The organism is Pseudomonas sp. B3(2017) (genome assembly GCF_002113595.1).
GTDB classification, from domain to species: domain Bacteria; phylum Pseudomonadota; class Gammaproteobacteria; order Pseudomonadales; family Pseudomonadaceae; genus Aquipseudomonas; species Aquipseudomonas ekonensis.
The window spans coordinates 289,677-306,853 of record NZ_NEIU01000006.1 but is presented as its reverse complement, the minus strand read 5'-3'; the positions used below and the strand labels follow the sequence as shown (position 1 = coordinate 306,853).

Annotated in this window: 17 protein-coding genes; 5 read left to right on the top strand and 12 right to left on the bottom strand. The window is 65.0% G+C overall.

The window, feature by feature from the left end; all coding sequences use genetic code 11:
• Positions 1-26: 26 nt before the first annotated feature.
• The 7 genes from CAG33_RS11870 to CAG33_RS11840 all read right to left on the bottom strand — a co-directional run bounded on the left by CAG33_RS11870 (position 27) and on the right by CAG33_RS11840 (position 7,134).
• The gene (locus CAG33_RS11870; protein ID WP_085578820.1) at positions 27-497 is read right to left on the bottom strand and encodes a nuclear transport factor 2 family protein; all 471 of its coding nucleotides are present in this window, start codon (positions 495-497) and stop codon (positions 27-29) included.
• A 194-nt stretch (positions 498-691) separates the two neighbouring features.
• Positions 692-1,996, bottom strand: coding sequence for a CynX/NimT family MFS transporter (locus CAG33_RS11865; RefSeq protein ID WP_085578818.1), 1,305 nt, complete (start codon positions 1,994-1,996; stop codon positions 692-694).
• A complete protein-coding gene (locus CAG33_RS11860; RefSeq protein WP_085578816.1) occupies positions 1,986-2,645 on the bottom strand; it encodes a FadR/GntR family transcriptional regulator in 660 nt (219 codons plus the stop codon). The genes CAG33_RS11865 and CAG33_RS11860 overlap by 11 nt, the downstream gene beginning before the upstream one ends.
• Positions 2,646-2,968: 323 nt before the next feature.
• Complete coding sequence (locus CAG33_RS11855) at positions 2,969-3,733, bottom strand: amino acid ABC transporter ATP-binding protein (protein WP_085578814.1); 765 nt, start codon at positions 3,731-3,733, stop codon at positions 2,969-2,971.
• A 13-nt stretch (positions 3,734-3,746) separates the two neighbouring features.
• Positions 3,747-4,844: an amino acid ABC transporter permease gene (locus tag CAG33_RS11850; RefSeq protein ID WP_085631625.1), complete on the bottom strand. Its 1,098-nt coding sequence runs from the start codon at positions 4,842-4,844 to the stop codon at positions 3,747-3,749.
• A 10-nt stretch (positions 4,845-4,854) separates the two neighbouring features.
• Positions 4,855-6,036 carry an amino acid ABC transporter permease gene (locus CAG33_RS11845; RefSeq protein ID WP_085578810.1) on the bottom strand — a complete coding sequence of 394 codons (1,182 nt, stop codon included), beginning with the start codon at positions 6,034-6,036 and terminating at the stop codon, positions 4,855-4,857.
• Between the two features lie 66 nt (positions 6,037-6,102).
• Positions 6,103-7,134 (bottom strand): amino acid ABC transporter substrate-binding protein, encoded by a 1,032-nt coding sequence (locus tag CAG33_RS11840; RefSeq protein ID WP_085578808.1) that lies wholly within the window; start codon positions 7,132-7,134, stop codon positions 6,103-6,105.
• Between the two features lie 469 nt (positions 7,135-7,603).
• Here CAG33_RS11840 and CAG33_RS11835 point away from each other — a divergent pair, with 469 nt between their 5' ends.
• The 5 genes from CAG33_RS11835 to CAG33_RS11815 all read left to right on the top strand — a co-directional run bounded on the left by CAG33_RS11835 (position 7,604) and on the right by CAG33_RS11815 (position 12,890).
• Positions 7,604-8,260, top strand: coding sequence for an alpha/beta hydrolase (locus CAG33_RS11835; RefSeq protein WP_085578806.1), 657 nt, complete (start codon positions 7,604-7,606; stop codon positions 8,258-8,260).
• A 136-nt stretch (positions 8,261-8,396) separates the two neighbouring features.
• Positions 8,397-9,848: an ATP-dependent RNA helicase RhlB gene (gene rhlB / locus CAG33_RS11830; RefSeq protein WP_085578900.1), complete on the top strand. Its 1,452-nt coding sequence runs from the start codon at positions 8,397-8,399 to the stop codon at positions 9,846-9,848.
• A 124-nt stretch (positions 9,849-9,972) separates the two neighbouring features.
• Positions 9,973-10,917: an ornithine cyclodeaminase family protein gene (locus tag CAG33_RS11825; RefSeq protein ID WP_085638515.1), complete on the top strand. Its 945-nt coding sequence runs from the start codon at positions 9,973-9,975 to the stop codon at positions 10,915-10,917.
• A 110-nt stretch (positions 10,918-11,027) separates the two neighbouring features.
• Positions 11,028-12,155 carry an FAD-binding oxidoreductase gene (locus CAG33_RS11820; RefSeq protein WP_085638512.1) on the top strand — a complete coding sequence of 376 codons (1,128 nt, stop codon included), beginning with the start codon at positions 11,028-11,030 and terminating at the stop codon, positions 12,153-12,155.
• A gap of 93 nt (positions 12,156-12,248) precedes the next feature.
• Positions 12,249-12,890: a transcriptional regulator gene (locus tag CAG33_RS11815; RefSeq protein ID WP_085578800.1), complete on the top strand. Its 642-nt coding sequence runs from the start codon at positions 12,249-12,251 to the stop codon at positions 12,888-12,890.
• A 126-nt stretch (positions 12,891-13,016) separates the two neighbouring features.
• On the opposite strand, the gene CAG33_RS11810 is transcribed toward CAG33_RS11815, so the two are convergent.
• The 5 genes from CAG33_RS11810 to CAG33_RS11790 all read right to left on the bottom strand — a co-directional run bounded on the left by CAG33_RS11810 (position 13,017) and on the right by CAG33_RS11790 (position 16,948).
• Positions 13,017-13,793, bottom strand: a complete 777-nt coding sequence (locus tag CAG33_RS11810; protein WP_085578798.1) for an ABC transporter substrate-binding protein — start codon at positions 13,791-13,793, stop codon at positions 13,017-13,019.
• A 271-nt stretch (positions 13,794-14,064) separates the two neighbouring features.
• Positions 14,065-14,517, bottom strand: coding sequence for a molybdopterin synthase catalytic subunit MoaE (gene moaE / locus CAG33_RS11805; RefSeq protein WP_085638509.1), 453 nt, complete (start codon positions 14,515-14,517; stop codon positions 14,065-14,067).
• 3 nt (positions 14,518-14,520) lie between these two features.
• Entirely contained in the window at positions 14,521-14,763 is a 243-nt protein-coding gene (locus CAG33_RS11800; RefSeq protein ID WP_085578794.1) for a MoaD/ThiS family protein, read from the bottom strand.
• Positions 14,760-15,233, bottom strand: a complete 474-nt coding sequence (gene moaC / locus CAG33_RS11795) for a cyclic pyranopterin monophosphate synthase MoaC (protein WP_085578792.1) — start codon at positions 15,231-15,233, stop codon at positions 14,760-14,762. The genes CAG33_RS11800 and moaC overlap by 4 nt, the downstream gene beginning before the upstream one ends.
• 320 nt (positions 15,234-15,553) lie before the next feature.
• Positions 15,554-16,948, bottom strand: coding sequence for a PhoH family protein (locus CAG33_RS11790; RefSeq protein ID WP_085578790.1), 1,395 nt, complete (start codon positions 16,946-16,948; stop codon positions 15,554-15,556).
• Between the last annotated feature and the right edge of the window lie 229 nt (positions 16,949-17,177).

The window sequence follows — 17,177 nt, the reverse complement described above, 5'->3', positions numbered from 1 at the left end:
CGTGTGGGAAACAGCCCGCGATCTTATCAGCGGCCGGCCTGGAATGCCTTCAGCCCTTTGAGCGCCTGCGCGCGCACGGCGTTGGCCACCAGCGGCGTCCAGCCCAGCAGCAGGCCCTTGAAGCCCAAGGCCTGGCGCGACCAGCGCCACAGGTCGAAACGGTCGTGGTGCTCGCAGATCTTGCCGTCGCGGAACACGAAACGCGCCTGGATGTCGTTGACCACCGTGTTGCCGGTCTGGCTGAACAGGTAGGTCGCCACCCAGTGGGCGCCGCCGCTGCGCTCGTCGGCGCGGACGTTGTCGAAGGTCAGGGAGAAATCCTTGGCGCGGGTGGTGAGCATGCGCCACATGTCGCCGGCGTCGCGCCCGCGCAGTTCGCCGAAGGCCGGATCGCTGAACACCACGTCGTCGGTGTAGCAGGCGGCCATGGCCTCGGCGTCGAGGCGCTGGAAGGCCTGGTAGAAACGGGTGATCACGGCGCTGTTGGCTTCACTCACGGGCAAACTCCATGCTTAAGGACACAATGCCAGCACGATAATCCGCAAACGGTCGAAACACTATCGGCATTCGCACGCCGAATACCGGCAAAACACCTGCTGACGCCCTTCCACATGGACTTGCGGCGCGGCGGGAACGGTGGGAGCCAGCCTGCTGGCGATGGCGTCCGTGAAGACGCCGCCGGCCCCAGGGTTCAGACCTTCTCGCTCTGCACCTGCACATACAGCGCCCGCCCGGCACCGAGGCCGGCGAGGATGGCGCCCGCGCCGACGATGCCGAAGATCCAGCCCACCGCGTTCCAGCCACCGGTCCAGTCATGCACCACGCCGACCGCGAACGGCCCCATCGACGCCAGGGTGTAGCCGAAGCCCTGGGACATGCTCGACAGGTTGGCCGCCACGTGGGAATCGCGCGAGCGCAGCACGATCAGCGTCAACGCCAGGCTGAACGTGCCGCCCTGCCCCAGGCCCAGCAGGATCGCCCAGCCCCACAGGCCTTCGATCGGCGCATAGAGGCAGCCGAACAGGCCGCCGAGGGTCAGCGCCATCACCACCACGATCGCCAGGCGCTGATCCTTGCCGCGGGTGGCCAGCCACGGCGCGGCCAGGGAGCTGGCGAGCTGGATGATCACCGAACCGGACAGCACCAGGCCGGCCTGGGTCGGCGTCAGGCCGCGGCCGATCAGGATCGACGGCAGCCAGCCGAACACGATGTAGGCCAGCGACGATTGCAGGCCCATGTAGAGGGTCACCTGCCAGGCCAGCGGATCGCGCAGCAGGCCGCGCACCCGGTAGGCGACGTGGTGCGCCCCCTGCTTCTGCCCCACCTGCGGCAGCCAGAACAGCGCCGCCGCCAGCGCCGGCACCACCCAGATGCCCAGCCCCAGCGCCCAGCTGTCGCCGAAGTGCTGGCTCAGCGGCACGGTCGAGCCCGCCGCCATCGCCGCCCCCAGGCACAGCGCCATGGTGTACACGCCGGTCATGGTGCCGGCGTGCTTGGCGAAGTCGCGCTTGACGATGCCCGGCAGCAGCACGCCGATGATGCCGATGCTGGCGCCGCCCAGCACGCTGCCGGTGAACAGGCCGACGGCACCGAAGTTGCTCCGCAGGATGATGCCGCAGGCCAGGGTCAGCAGGATCCCCAGCACCACCCGCTCGGCGCCGAACCTCCGGGCCAGCACCGGCGCCAGCGGGGCGAACAGCCCCAGGCACAGCACCGGCAAGGTGGTCAGCAGCCCGGCCTGGGCCGCTGACAGGCCGAGGCTTTTCGACACCTCGCCCAGCAGCGGCGCCATGCTCGACAGCGCCGGGCGCAGGTTCAGCGCCACCAGGATCAGCCCCAGCAGCAACAGCCACGGACGACGCACCAGCGGATGGCTCTGCTGCACCTGCGCGTCATCGGCTTCGGCGTCGATCAGCAGCTCTTCGAGCTCGGCCGTGCGTTTGGAGGGTGTGGACAACTCGCTGCGGGACATGGGCTTCTCGGTTTCAAGGTTCATTGATCAACTGCCTCGACAAGGCTTTGGCCCGTTCCGGGTCGCGCTGTTCGACGGCATCGAGCAAGGCGATGTGCAGGTCGAACACTTCCTGGCGGCGCGGGACGATGTTCAGGGTCTGGCGCAGCTGCGCGCCGACAATGCTGGAGAAATAGCGGTACAGCTCGCTGAGGGTGGGGTTGTGCGCGGCGTCCACCAGACGGCGGTGGAACACCAGGTCGCAGGCGATGTAGGTGTCCAGGTCGCCGTGGTAGTGGCAGCCGCTGACGCCGAGCGCCTCGCGCAGGGCCGTGAGGTCTTCGTCGGTGCGGCGCAGGGCCGCCAGGCCGATGGCCTCGACTTCCAGGATGTGCCGGGTTTCCCGGGCCTGATCCAGGGAGCAGCGCGACAGCGCCTTGAGCGCGTCCAGCGGATCGACCGCCGCCCGCAGGTAGCTGCCGTCGCCTTGGCGGATCTCGATCAGCCCGGAGAACGCCAGCACGCGCATGGCCTCGCGCACCGTGTTGCGGCTGATGCCCAGCTCGGCGCACAGCTCAGGTTCGGTCGGCAGGCGCTGGCCCACCGTCCACACGCCGTCGTTGATGCGCTGGCGCAATTGATCCACGGCCTGGTCGACCAGGGAACGCTTGATCAATGGAGAGGTGTCTGACATGGAATTCGCCCTGTCATCCAATCATCGGATGAATTTTTCGGACATGGTAATGAACCGTCTCCGAGAGGACAACCCTTGATCCAGCCCGGTGGTGCCCTCACCGACGCCATCGCCAGCAGGCTGGCTCCCACAGTTTTTTACGGTGAACAGAGAGTCTGCCAGCACCGCAATTCCCTGTGGGAGCGGGCTTGCCCACAATGAGGCCGGTACATCCGACACCCCGGCGCCTGCCCCACTGCCATCGCCAGCAGGCTGGCTTCCACAAACACCGGGCAAAAATAAACCCGGAACATGTCCGGGTTCATTTCACCGCCAGCCGTCGATCAGTGCAGGATCTGGCTGAGGAACAGCTTGGTGCGGTCATTCTGCGGGTTGTCGAAGAAGTCGTTCGGCGCGGCCTGTTCGACGATTTCGCCCTTGTCCATGAAGATCACCCGGTTGGCCACGGTGCGGGCGAAGCCCATTTCGTGGGTCACGCAGAGCATGGTCATGCCGTCTTCGGCCAGGCCGATCATGGTGTCGAGCACTTCCTTGACCATTTCCGGGTCGAGGGCCGAGGTCGGTTCGTCGAACAGCATGATCTTCGGCTTCATGCACAGGGCGCGGGCGATCGCCACACGCTGCTGCTGGCCGCCGGACAGCTGCCCCGGGTACTTGTTCGCCTGCTCCGGAATGCGCACGCGCTCCAGGTAGTGCATGGCGATTTCCTCGGCCTTGCGCTTGGGCATCTTGCGCACCCACATCGGCGCCAGCGTGCAGTTCTGCAGGATGGTCAGGTGCGGGAACAGGTTGAAGTGCTGGAACACCATGCCGACTTCGCGGCGGATCGCTTCGATCTGCTTGAGGTCGTTGGTCAGTTCCGTGCCGTCGACGACGATGCGGCCCTGCTGGTGCTCTTCCAGACGGTTGAGGCAGCGGATGGTGGTGGACTTGCCCGAACCGGACGGGCCGCACAGCACGATGCGCTCGCCCTGCCGCACGTTGAGGTTGATGTCCTTGAGCACGTGGAACTGGCCGTACCACTTGTTCACGCCCTGCATCTGGATGATGCCTTCGGCGCCCGCAGGCTTCTTGATTGCTTCGCTCATTTACACAGAACTCCTAACGCTTGTGGCCGGTGTCGAGCTTGCGTTCCAAATGCATGGAATAGCGCGACATGCCAAAACAGAAAATCCAGAACACCAGGGCGGCGAACACGTAGCCTTCGGTGGCCATGCCCAGCCATTTCGGATCGGCGGCGGCCTGCTTGACGCTGTTGAGCAGGTCGAAGAGGCCGATGATGATCACAAGGCTGGTGTCCTTGAACAAAGCGATGAAGGTGTTGACGATGCCGGGGATCACCAGCTTCAGGGCCTGCGGCAGGATCACCAGGCCCATCGCGCGCCAGTAGCCCAGGCCCATCGCGGCCGCGGCTTCGTACTGGCCCTTGGGGATCGCCTGCAGGCCGCCCCGCACCACCTCGGCCACGTAGGCCGACTGGAACAGGATCACGCCGATCAGCGCCCGCAGCAGCTTGTCGAAGTTCATGCCTTCAGGCAGGAACAGCGGCAGCATCACCGAGGACATGAACAGCACCGTGATCAGCGGCACGCCGCGCCAGAACTCGATGAAGGTCACGCAGACCACACGGATCGCCGGCAAGTTGGAACGCCGGCCCAGCGCCAGGAGGATCCCCAGCGGCAGCGCGCCGGCGATGCCGACGGTGGCGATCACCAGGGTCAGCATCAGGCCGCCCCACTGGCTGGTGGCGACGGTGGTCAGGCCGAACACGCCGCCGTGCAGCAGGCACCAGGCGATGATCGGGTAGACGACCAGGAAGCTCAGGCCGTAGATCGCCTTGCGCGGGAAGCGCGAGATGAACAGCGGCGCCACGCCGATGACCGCCAGCCACACGGTCAGGTCCACGCGCCAGCGCAGGTCGGCCGGGTAGTAGCCGTACATGAACTGGCCGAAGCGCTGCTGGATGAACACCCAGCAGGCGCCTTCCTTGGTGCAGTCGGCGCGGGTGGTGCCGACCCAGTTGGCGTCCAGGATCGCCCAGTTGATCAGCGGCGGCACCACGAGGTAGATCAGGTAGAACGCGAACAGGGTCAGCAGGGTGTTGAGCCAGCTGGAGAACATGTTGGCGCGCATCCACGCCACCACGCCGATGCTGCTGCTCGGCGGGGGCATGTCAGGTTTGAAGGTATGAGTGCTCATGCGCTTTTCCTTACCGCTCGATCAGCGCAATGCGCTTGTTGTACCAGTTCATCAGCAGGGAAATGCTGATGCTGATCGCCAGGTACACGCTCATGGTGATGGCGATCACCTCGATGGCCTGGCCGGTCTGGTTGAGGACGGTGCCGGCGAACAGCGAAACCATTTCCGGGTAGCCGATGCCGGCCGCCAGGGACGAGTTCTTCGCCAGGTTCAGGTATTGGCTGGTCAGCGGCGGGATGATCACCCGCAGCGCCTGGGGAATGATCACCTTGCGCAGGGTCGGGCCGTTGCGCAGGCCCAGCGAACGGGCCGCTTCGGTCTGGCCGTGGCTGACCGACTTGATCCCCGAGCGCACGATCTCGGCGATGAACGCCGCGGTGTACACGGTCAGGGCCAGGGTCAGCGCCAGCAGTTCAGGGATCAGCACCCAGCCGCCGACGAAGTTGAAGCCCTTGAGCTGCGGCATCTCCCAGTGCAGCGGAGCGCCGAAGACCAGCGTGCACAGCGCAGGGATCACCAGGAACAGGGCCAGGCCGACCCAGAACTTGTGGAACGGCTCGCCGGTTTCCTCGAAGCGCTTGGTGGCCCAGCGGCTCATGAACACGATGGCGACGATGGCCACCACGATGCTGACCGCGAACGGCCAGAATCCGTCGGCGATCTGCGCCGCCGGCATGTTCAGGCCCCGGCTGCTGACGAAGAAGGTGTCGCCGAAGTTGTGGCTGTTGCGCGGCCCCGGCATGGTCAGGAACACCGCGAAGTACCAGAACAGGATCTGCAGCAGCGGCGGGATGTTGCGGAAGGTTTCCACATACACGGTCGCCAGTTTGCTGATGATCCAGTTCGGCGACAGCCGCGCCACACCGATGATGAAGCCCAGCAGCGTCGCCAGGATCACGCCGATGAAGGTCACCAGCAGGGTGTTGAGCAGGCCGATCACGAACACCCGTGCGTAACTGTCCGCTTCGGTGTAGGAGATCAGGTGCTGAGCGATGCCGAAACCGGCGCTGCGCTCGAGAAAGTCGAAACCGGAGGTGATGCCCCGGTGTTGAAGGTTGGTCTGGGTGTTGTCGAACAGGTACCAGCCCATCGAGACCACCGCCACTACGGTGATGATCTGAAACAGCCACGCACGCACTCGTGGATCGCTGAGGCTGAGCCTCTGCTTTGGTGCGCCGATTGAATTTTGCATGAAGTGCCCCGGAAAAAACTGAAACAGAACGTCACCCGGCGTTTGGCCCGCCGGGTGACAGAACCATTAGCGCACCGGTGGTGCGTACTGAATGCCGCCGGCGTTCCACAGCGCATTCAGGCCACGGTCGATTTCCAGCGGGGTGCTCTTGCCGAGGTTTTTCTCGAAGATCTCACCGTAGTTGCCGACCTGGGAAACGATCTTGACGACCCAATCCTTAGGCAGCTTCAGGTCCTTGCCGTACTCGCCGTCGGCACCCAGCAGGCGGGCGACGTCCGGGTTCTTGGTGGACTTGGCTTCTTCCAGCACGTTTTTCGAAGTGACGCCGGCCTCTTCGGTGTTGAGCAGCGCATAGCCGACCCAACGCACGATCGCCAGCCACTCGTCGTCGCCGTTGCGCACGACCGGGCCCAGAGGCTCCTTGGAGATGGTTTCCGGCAGCACCACGTAGTCCTTCGGCGAAGCCAGCTTGCTGCGCTGGGCGAACAGCTGGGACTTGTCGGAGGTCAGCACGTCGCAACGGCCGGATTCCAGCGACTTGGCGCTTTCGTCGGAGGTGTCGAAGGTGATCGGGGTGTACTTCAGGCCGTTGGCGCGGAAGTAGTCGGACACGTTCAGCTCGGTGGTGGTGCCCGCCTGGATGCAGATGGTGGCGCCGTCCAGTTCCTTGGCGCTCTTCACGCCCAGCTTGTTGTTGGCCAGGAAGCCCACGCCGTCGTAGTAGGTGATGAAGCCCGGGAATTTCAGGCCCATGCCCGCGTCACGGGAGCTGGTCATGGTGGTGTTGCGCGACAGGATGTCGATTTCGCCAGACTGCAGCGCAGTGAAGCGTTCCTTGGCGTTCAACTGGCTGAACTTGACCTTGTTCGCATCGCCGAACACGGCCGCGGCCACCGCGCGGCAGACGTCGGCGTCGATGCCGATGATCTTGCCGGTGGAGTCCGGTACGGAGAAGCCCGGCAGGCCGTCGCTGACGCCGCACTGCACGAAGCCTTTCTTCTGCACCGCATCCAGGGTTGCACCCGCCTGAGCGAACCCGCTGACGCCGAGGACTGTCGCAGCAGTCACGACCGCCAGAGTGGTTTTCAACATCTTCATTCAAACCTCCAGTTTTGCTCTTGTTGTGTCGGAGCTTGAGTCTTGTCGCACCCTTTTGAGGCGTTGTTGACCCGTGTTGGCTTTTTGTGGGGTCAACCGACGTAGGACCTTAGCTATGAGTCTAGTAGGAGAAAATCCACATAATGGACAACCTCACGTCTCACCAGTCGGCCGAACGGGCTGTAGCCCTTTCACGTTCGCTAAGCCCGTAGCGGCCTCTGGCGAACATCCATCACCGGATTCTTTACTGTCCCCGTCCCCTTGCGTTCACTGATAGTGTTACCGCCGGGCCCGAGAACGATTGCACGTCTAGCTCATAGCAAAGCCCGTACCACACCGCCCATTGAGGCGATGGAGCGACAGGTCAATAGCAAAACTTGTAACCTTGCGACATCTTCTTAACGGATAACCCTGGCGCGCACACGGATCACGCACCCGATGAGCGCGCCCGCACCCAATTGGAGCAGCCATGACCGAGCCCTTGATTCTTCAGCCCGAAAAGACCGCGGACGCCTGCGTGATCTGGCTGCACGGCCTGGGCGCCGACCGCTACGACTTCCTGCCGGTGGCCGAGGCCCTGCAGGAAACCCTGCTGACCACCCGTTTCGTCCTGCCCCAGGCGCCCACCCGCGCCGTGACGATCAATGGCGGATATGCCATGCCCAGCTGGTACGACATCAAGGCAATGACCCCGGCCCGGGCCATCGACCGCGACCAGCTGGAAGCGTCCGCCGACCATGTCATCGAACTGATCGAATCGCAGAAGGCCTCCGGAATAGACGCCTCGCGGATCTTCCTCGCCGGGTTTTCCCAAGGGGGCGCGGTGGTCTATCACACCGCGTTCCTGAAATGGCAGGGACCGTTGGGCGGCGTGCTGGCGCTTTCGACGTACGCACCGACCTTCAGCGGTGAACTGGAGCTGTCCGCCAGCCAGCAGCGCGTGCCCGTGCTGGCGCTGCACGGCCAGTTCGACAACGTGGTGCAGAACGCGATGGGACGCACGGCGTACGAGTACCTGAAGGCCCATGGTGTCACCGTGACATGGCAGGAATACCCAATGGAGCACGAAGTGTTACCCGAGGAAATCCGCGACATCGGCACCTGGCTGGGCGAACGCCTGCGCTGATCGATTCCGCGACTTCGGCCGCACGCCGCGGCCCTTTGATCGCCCCACTACGCCGCGCCCGATTCTTGCATTACACTGGCCGGCGTACATTCCTTAACCAATTGATGAGACGACCGTGCTCAAAGCACTCAAGAAAATGTTCGGCAAAAGCGAGGCTGAGCAGCTCGCGCCTGCCGCCGGCGCACCGTCGCCCGCCTCCGGCCCCCGCGGCGACCTCCGCCCGGCCGACCGCCCCGCTCCCGCCGCGGCCGCCAAACCCGAACCGAAACCTGAGGCCCCTGCGGCCAAGGCCGGCGAACCGGCCCCAAGCCCTGAGCCTAAACCGGCCAGGCCCCGCCGCGAACCCAAGCCCAAGGCGCCGGTGATCCCCTGGAAACTCGAGGACTTCGTCGTCGAACCCCAGGAAGGCAAGACCCGCTTCCACGACTTCAGGCTCGCCCCGGAACTGATGCACGCCATCCAGGACCTGGGCTTCCCTTACTGCACGCCGATCCAGGCCCAGGTGCTGGGTTTCACCCTCGCCGGCAAGGACGCCATCGGCCGCGCCCAGACCGGCACCGGCAAGACCGCCGCGTTCCTGATCTCGACCATCACCCAGCTGCTGCAGACCCCGCCGCCGAAAGAGCGCTACATGGGCGAGCCGCGGGCGCTGATCATCGCCCCGACCCGCGAACTGGTGGTGCAGATCGCCAAGGACGCCCAGGACCTGACCAAGTACACCGGCCTGAACGTGATGAGCTTCGTCGGCGGCATGGACTTCGACAAGCAGCTCAAGCAGCTCGAGGCGCGCCACTGCGACATCCTGGTCGCCACGCCGGGCCGCCTGCTGGACTTCAACCAGCGCGGCGACGTGCACCTGGACATGGTCGAAGTGCTGGTGCTGGACGAGGCCGACCGCATGCTCGACATGGGCTTCATCCCGCAGGTGCGCCAGATCATCCGCCAGACCCCGCCCAAGAGCGAGCGCCAGACCCTGCTGTTCTCCGCCACCTTCACCGACGACGTGATGAACCTGGCCAAGCAGTGGACCACCGACCCGGCCATCGTCGAGATCGAAGCCGAGAACGTGGCCAACGCCAACGTCGAACAGCACATCTATGCGGTCGCCAGCGCCGACAAGTACAAGCTGCTGTACAACCTGGTCAACGACAACGGCTGGGAGCGGGTGATGGTGTTCGCCAACCGCAAGGACGAAGTGCGACGCATCGAGGAACGCCTGGTGCGCGACGGCGTCAACGCCGCCCAGCTGTCCGGCGACGTGCCGCAGCACAAGCGCATCAAGACCCTGGAAGGCTTTCGCGAAGGCAAGATCCGCGTGCTGGTGGCCACCGACGTGGCCGGCCGCGGCATCCACATCGACGGCATCAGCCACGTGATCAACTTCACCCTGCCGGAAGTGCCGGACGACTACGTGCACCGCATCGGCCGCACCGGCCGGGCCGGCGCCGACGGCGTGTCGATCAGCTTCGCCGGCGAGGACGACTCCTACCAGTTGCCGTCCATCGAGGCGCTGCTGGGCCGCAAGATCAGCTGCGAAATGCCGCCGACCCACCTGCTGCGGGCGGTCGAGCGCAAGCGGCCGCACTGAGCGACCCCATGAGAAAGGCGCAGCCGGCGACGGACTGCGCCTTTTTTTTCGCCCGGAGATTGCCGACAAGATATAAAAGTCCATAATGGACAAATTAGTTTAATAACAATCCCCGGAGCCCGACATGACCTGCACGCCCCATGTGATCGACCAAACCCAGGCCCGCGCGCTGCTGGCCCGGCTCGACGTGCCGCAGATCATGCGCAAGCTGTTCCGCGACCTCGCCGCCGGGCAGGCGGTGCAGCCGGCCCAGCAACTGGTGGAGTTTCCCCAGGGCGCGGGGGATTTCATCAACTACCTGGGCGTATTGGCCGAGGACGGCGTGTACGGGGTCAAGACCTCGCCGTACATCGTCCGCGAACAAGGCCCGCTGGTGACGGCCTGGACGTTGCTGATGTCGATGCAGACCGGCCAGCCCCTGCTGCTGTGCGACGCCGGTGAGCTGACCACCGCCCGCACCGCCGCCACCACCGCCGTGGCGGTCGACGCCCTGGCCCCGGTGGACGCCCGGCGCCTGGCGATCATCGGCAGCGGCAAGGTGGCCCAGGCGCATCTGGAATACGTCAAGGCGCTGCGCGACTGGCAGCACATCAGCCTGTACGCGCCGAGCCTCGCCGAAGAGCCAGACACCGTCGCCCGCTTCAAGGCCCTGGAACCGCGCCTGACCGTGGCCGACAGCCGCGAAGCCGCCGTCGCCGGGGCCGACGTGATCCTGCTCTGCACCTCGTCTGCGGGACCTGTGATCGATCCGGCCAGCCTGAGCAAGCCGGCGCTGATCACCTCGATCAGCACCAACGCGCCCCGCGCCCACGAGGTGCCGCCGCACAGCCTCAACGACATGCAGGTGTTCTGCGACTATCGCCAGACCACACCGGGTTCGGCGGGCGAAATGCTGATCGCCGCCGAACGGCACGGCTGGGACCGCACCCGGATCGTCGGCGACCTGGCCGACCTGCTCAGCGGCCAGGCGCAGCGTCCCGACTATGGGCGCCACGTGTTCTTCCGCTCCATCGGCCTGGGGCTGGAGGACATCGCCGTGGCCAATGCGATTTATCGCCTGCATCCCTGACACCGCAATCCCTGTGCTTCGATGCGGCGGTTGCGCCGCCATCGCCAGCAGGCTGGCTCCCACAGGGCTCTCGGCATCCTTCAATAATTGCGTCAATACTGGAGACTTTCATGAGCCAGGCAGACTTCATCATCATCGGCGGCGGCATCGCCGGCGCGTCCACCGGTTTCTGGCTGTCGCCCCACGCCAAGGTGGTCGTGCTGGAGCGTGAGTCGCATCCGGCCTATCACTCCACCGGCCGCTCCGCCGCCCTGTTCACCGCCGCCTATGGCACTCCGCAGGTGCGGGCGCTGACCCTGGCCAGCCGTGACTTCTTCGACACCCCGCCAAGCGGCTTCTGCGAGCATCCGCTGCTGACCCCGCGCGGCGAAATGACCGTGGACTTCACCGGCGACCCCGCCGAACTGAACAACCAATACCTCAGCGCCAAGGCCACGGTGCCGCAGATGCAACTGCTCAGCGCCGACGAGGCCTGCACGCGGCTGCCGATCCTGCGCCGGGAGAAAGTCCACGGCGCGCTCTACGACCCCACCGCCAGCGACATCGACACCGACGCCCTGCACCAGGGCTACCTGCGCGGCATCCGCCGCAACAACGGCCAGGTGCACACAGACTGCGAGGTGCTGGGCCTCACCCGTGGCGCCGACGGCCTGTGGCAGGTGCAGACCCCAGGCGAAACCTTCAGCGCCCCCGTGGTGATCAACGCCGCCGGGGCCTGGGCCGACAAGATCGGCGCTCTGGCCGGCGCCGCGCCGCTGGGCCTGCAGCCCAAACGCCGGGCCGCGTTCATCTTCGCCGGCCCCGAAGGCGTGGACATCCACCACTGGCCGATGCTGGTCAGCCTCGACGAGTCGTTCTACATGAAGCCCGACGCCGGCATGTTCCTCGGCTCGCCGGCCAACGCCGACCCCGTCGAACCCCACGACGTGCAGCCCGAAGAGCTGGACATCGCCATGGGCATCTACCAGATCGAGGAAGCCACCACCCTGACCATCCGCCGCCCGACCCGCACCTGGGCCGGCCTGCGCAGCTTCGTGGCCGACGGCGACCTGCTGGCCGGTTTCGACCCGCAGGTGCCGGGGTTGTTCTGGGTCGCGGCCCAGGGCGGCTACGGCATCCAGACCTCGCCGGCCATGGGCCAGGCCAGCGCGGCGCTGGTGCGCGGCCTGCCGTTGCCTGAGCAACTGGGCCGGTTCGGCCTGACCGCCGCCATGCTGTCCCCCGCCCGCCTCGCCTGACCGGCCGTGCGGATGACGCGCCCGACGGATTGCGGCACACTCGCAGCGCCCCCTGCCCACGGGGGCGTTGACGTTGCCTGGAGCTCCACTGACATGACCGCCCCCGAACCTTCACCTGTGCCGAACGACGCCGCGATGGACAACTACCGCGCCATCGCCGACGCCATCGCCACGCTGTTCTTCCCCCACGCCGAAGTGGTGCTGCACGACCTGCGCACGCAGAAGGTCGACTACATCGCCAACAACCTGTCGAAGCGGGACATCGGCGACGATTCGGCGCTGGAGGACATGCTCGGCGACGACGCCGGCGAGCGGAACATCGGCCCGTACGAGAAGCTCAACTGGGACGGCCAGAAGATCCGCAGCCTGAGCACGGTGCTGCGGGACGGCCAGGGCCAGCCGCTGGCGGTGCTGTGCATCAACCTGAACATTTCCCTGTTCGAGAACGCCAAGGCGGCGCTGGACCTGTTCCTGTCGCCGAGCAAGCTGATCCCGCAGCCGGACTCGCTGTTTCGCGACGACTGGCAGGAGCGGATCAACACTTTCCTGCACAGCTGGCTGCGCGAGCGGCAACTGAGCCTGAACGTGCTGACCCGCGACCACAAGCGCGAGCTGGTGCTGGCCCTGCACGCCGAAGGCGCGTTCAAGGGCAAGAGCGCCTCGAACTACGTGGCCAATGTGCTGAACATGGGGCGGGCGACGGTGTACAAGCACCTGAAGGAACTGAAGGGCTGAAGACCTGCGGCGGCTGTGCCGCCTCATCGCTTGCGGGCAAGCTCCCACAGGGTTTTGCGGTGAGCCCAGATTCTGCGAACACCGCAGATCCCCTGTGGGAGCCAGCCTGCTGGCGATGGTGGACGGTCAGTCGCCGTAGATGTCGGACTTGAAGTACTTCTCGGAAATCTTCTGGTACTCGCCGCTGGCGCGGATGCCGTCGATGGCGCTGTTCAGCTGACTGACCAGTTCGGCATTGCCCTTGCGCACCGCGATCCCCGCGCCCTCGCCCACGTATTTCGGATCCTTGAGCTCCGGCCCGACGAACGCATAGCCCTTGCCGCGCGGCATCGACAGGAAGTCGGTCAGCGGGATGGTGTCGGCGAAGATCGCGTCGAGGCGTCCGGCCGCCAGGTCCATGTAGATCTCTTCGTTGTTGCCGTAGCGCTTGACGGTGATGCCCTTGGGCTCGAACACCTCGGTGGCGTAGCGGTCGGTGGTGGTCGCGCGCTGCACGCCGACGGTCTTGCCCTTGAGGCTGGCGTACTGGTCATCGACGACCGCGCCTTCCTTCATCACCAGCCGCGAGGAGGTGAAGTAGTACTTGTGGGTGAAGTCCACCGACTTCTTGCGGTCTTCGTTGATGGTCATGGACGACAGCGCCATGTCGATCTTCTTCACTTTCAGCGAAGGGATCAGGCCGTCGAATTCGCCCTCGACCCACACGCACTTGACCTGCATCTGCGCGCACAGCGCATTGCCGATGTCGTAGTCGAAACCGACGATCTCGCCCTTGTCGGTCTTGGAGGCGAACGGCGGGTAGGCGGCCTCGATGCCGATGCGCAAGGTCTTCTCGGCGGCGAACGCGCTGGTGCACGCCAACAGGCTCAGCGCCAGACCGGTGATGAGGGGGAGTTTCTTCATGTTCGTTCTCTCGCGGTTGTTGTTGGTTTGGCAAGACAGGAGAAAGAGCTGAAACAGGGGGAACGCCTTTTTTGTACTTATGAATCCATACTGGACTTTTATGTACAGAGCGTCAATCGGGCAGAAGGGGTCGCATCCGGCCGGCGGTCGGGTGATGAATCAGGGGGGATGGCGGTGCTGCACAGGGCGCCATCGCCAGCAGGCTGACTCCCACAGGGGGAACACATTCCAGAGCCTGCTGGCGAGGGCGGAGGGACAAGCGGCGCCGGAGCTACTTTTTCCAGCGCTCGGCCGCCGCATGGTCGCTGGCGCGACCTTCGACCCAGCGCGGGCCTTCGGCGGTGTTTTCCTTCTTCCAGAACGGGGCGCGGGTCTTGAGGTAGTCCATGACGAAGGCGCAGGCGTCGAACGCCGCCTGGCGATGGGCGCTGGCGGCGCCGACGAACACGATCGGCTCGCCCGGCTCCAGCGCGCCGATGCGGTGCAGCACCTCAAGCTTCAGCAGCGGCCAGCGCTGCGCGGCCTCGTCGGCGATCTTGGCCAGGGCCTTTTCGGTCATGCCCGGATAGTGCTCCAGGAACATCCCGGCCACGTCGAGCCCGTCGTTGAAGTCACGCACGTAGCCGACGAAGCTCACCACCGCACCGACGCCGACGTTGGCTGCATGCATCGCGTTGACTTCGGCGCCCGGGTCGAACGGTTCGCACTGCACACGGATGCCCATGGCTCAGCCTCCGGTCACGGTAGGGAAGAACGCCACTTCGTCGCCCTCGGCCACCGGCTCGTCGAGCTGGCAGAGGTCTTCGTTGCGCGCGCACATCAGGTTCTGTTCGCCCAGCACCTCGAAGCCGTCGCGCCGGGCCAGCAGTGCCCGCACGTCATCGACGGTGCCGAAGTCGCCCTCGACCCTGATCGAGTCCTCGCCGACCGCTTCGCGGTAGCGGGCAAAAAACTTCACGGTCAGGTTCATGGCTGCTCCGCCCGGTAGTGGCCGCTCTTGCCGCCGAGCTTTTCCAGCAGGCGCACGCTTTCGATGGTCATGCCGCGGTCCACGGCCTTGCACATGTCGTAGATCGTCAGCGCGGCGACGCTGGCGGCGGTCAGCGCCTCCATCTCGACGCCGGTCTGGCCCGACAGCTTGCAGCGGGCTTCGATGCGCACGGTATCGTCGCCTTCGGCGCTGAGTTCGACCTTCACGCCGGTCAGCATCAGCGGATGGCACAGCGGGATCAGATCGCTGGTCTTCTTCGCCGCCTGGATGCCGGCGATGCGCGCCACGGCGAACACGTCGCCCTTGGGGTGGCCGCCGCTGACGATCATCCGCAGCGTGTCGGGCAGCATGCGCACCAGCGCTTGGGCCGTCGCCTCGCGGAACGTCACGGCCTTGTCGGTGACGTCGACCATGTTGGCGCGGCCTTGGGAATCGAGATGGGTCAGCACGGGAATACTCCTGATCAGGAGCGTCGATTGTAAACCTGAGGGTCAATTTTCCGCGAGCGCGATGACAGCCCTCGCACAAATCACTGTGGGAGCGGCGGTGCGATTTGCCTGCGAAGACGCCGGCTCAGTCAAACTCGATGTCGCCTGACCTGACGCCTTCGCGGGCAAGCCCGCTCCCACAGGGTTCTGCAGCGGTCGACGAGACGGCATTCCAGCGGGCAAACACTGTGGGAGCCAGCCTGCTGGCGATGGCCTTCGCGAAGACCCCGCCGAGCCATGAAGAAGCGGACGGCCCGGAGGCCGCCCGCTGCGGGGGAAGGTTACAGATGCGATTCGGCGTATTCGGCCAGTATCGAGCGAGGCACCCCTTGCAGGGTGATGTGCACACCGTTGGGGAAGTCCTTGAAGCGTTCGGTCAGGTAGGTCAGCCCGGAGCTGGTCGCGGACAGGTAAGGGGTGTCGATCTGCGCCAGGTTGCCCAGGCACACCACTTTGGAGCCGGCGCCGGCCCGGGTGATGATGGTCTTCATCTGGTGCGGCGTGAGGTTCTGGCATTCGTCGATCAGGATCAGGCTCTGCTGGAAGCTGCGCCCCCGGATGTAGTTGAGCGACTTGAACTGCAGCGGCACCTTGCTGAGGATGTAGTCGACGCTGCCGTGGGTGCTTTCGTCATCCATGTGCAAGGCTTCGAGGTTGTCGGTGATGGCGCCCAGCCAAGGCTCCATCTTTTCCGCTTCGGTGCCCGGCAGAAAGCCGATCTCCTGGTCCAGCCCCTGCACGCTGCGGGTGGCGATGATGCGCCGGTAGCGCTTGCTGACCATGGTCTGCTCGATGGCGGCCGCCAGCGCCAGGATGGTCTTGCCGGAACCGGCGGCGCCGGACAGGTTGACCAGGTGGATGTCCGGATCGAGCAACGCGTACAGCGCCAGGCTCTGGTAGATGTCCCGTGGCTTGAGGCCCCAGGCTTCCTGATGCAGCAGCGGTTCCTGGTGCAGGTCGAGGATCAGCAGCTTGTCCTCGTCGATCTCCTTGATCCAGCCGACGAACCCCTGCTCGTCGATGATGAACTCGTTGACGTGCACCGCCGGCAGGTTGTCGATCAGTTGCACCTGATGCCAGGTGCGGCCGTGGTCCTGGCGGGTCTCGACCTTGCTCACGCGGTCCCAGAAGGAGCCGGTCATGTTGTGGTAGCCGTTGGGCAGCAGCGACACGTCGTCGACCAGCTGGTCGGTGCTGTAGTCTTCGGCCGCGATCCCGCAGGCCCGCGCCTTGAGGCGCATGTTGATGTCCTTGGTGACCAGCACGACCGGTTTCTTCGGGTCGCGGGTGTGCAGGTCGATCAACTGGTTGATGATTTTGTTGTCGTTCAGGTGCTCCGGCAGAATCAGGTTCGGCTCGGCATGTTTGCTCATCAGAATCGACAGCAAGCCCTTGGGTCCGCTCTTGCCGCGCTGGATCGGCACTCCCTGTTCAACGTCCTCCGGTGAAGCGTCCCCCAGGGTCTTGTCGATCAGCCGGATGGCCTGACGGCATTCGGCGGCCACGCTGTGATGCCCGCTCTTGAGCTTGTCCAGCTCTTCAAGCACGGTCATCGGGATCGCGACGTGGTGTTCTTCGAAATTCAGGAGGGCGTTTGGATCGTGAATCAATACGTTGGTATCGAGTACATAAAGGATTGGCTGGTTGGAAGAAGGGCTACGTCCGTGATCATCCATACTCGGTCACCTTTGTGGGAGCCATTCGACGCAATACCTGGGCGGTGCTGCGCCTCGAAGTGACTGCCGAGCCCGTCCGCGCGCCCCTTGATCGGAAGGCCGGACGAACTGCACACAAATGGGTCTTGGGAGACGCCACCTGTGTCGCAGGTTTCGGCGGTCTGAGTTCGTAATACTCCAAAACCTGTGACAGAAAAAAGCACTTTGACGATTTTTTGAAGTTTATTTT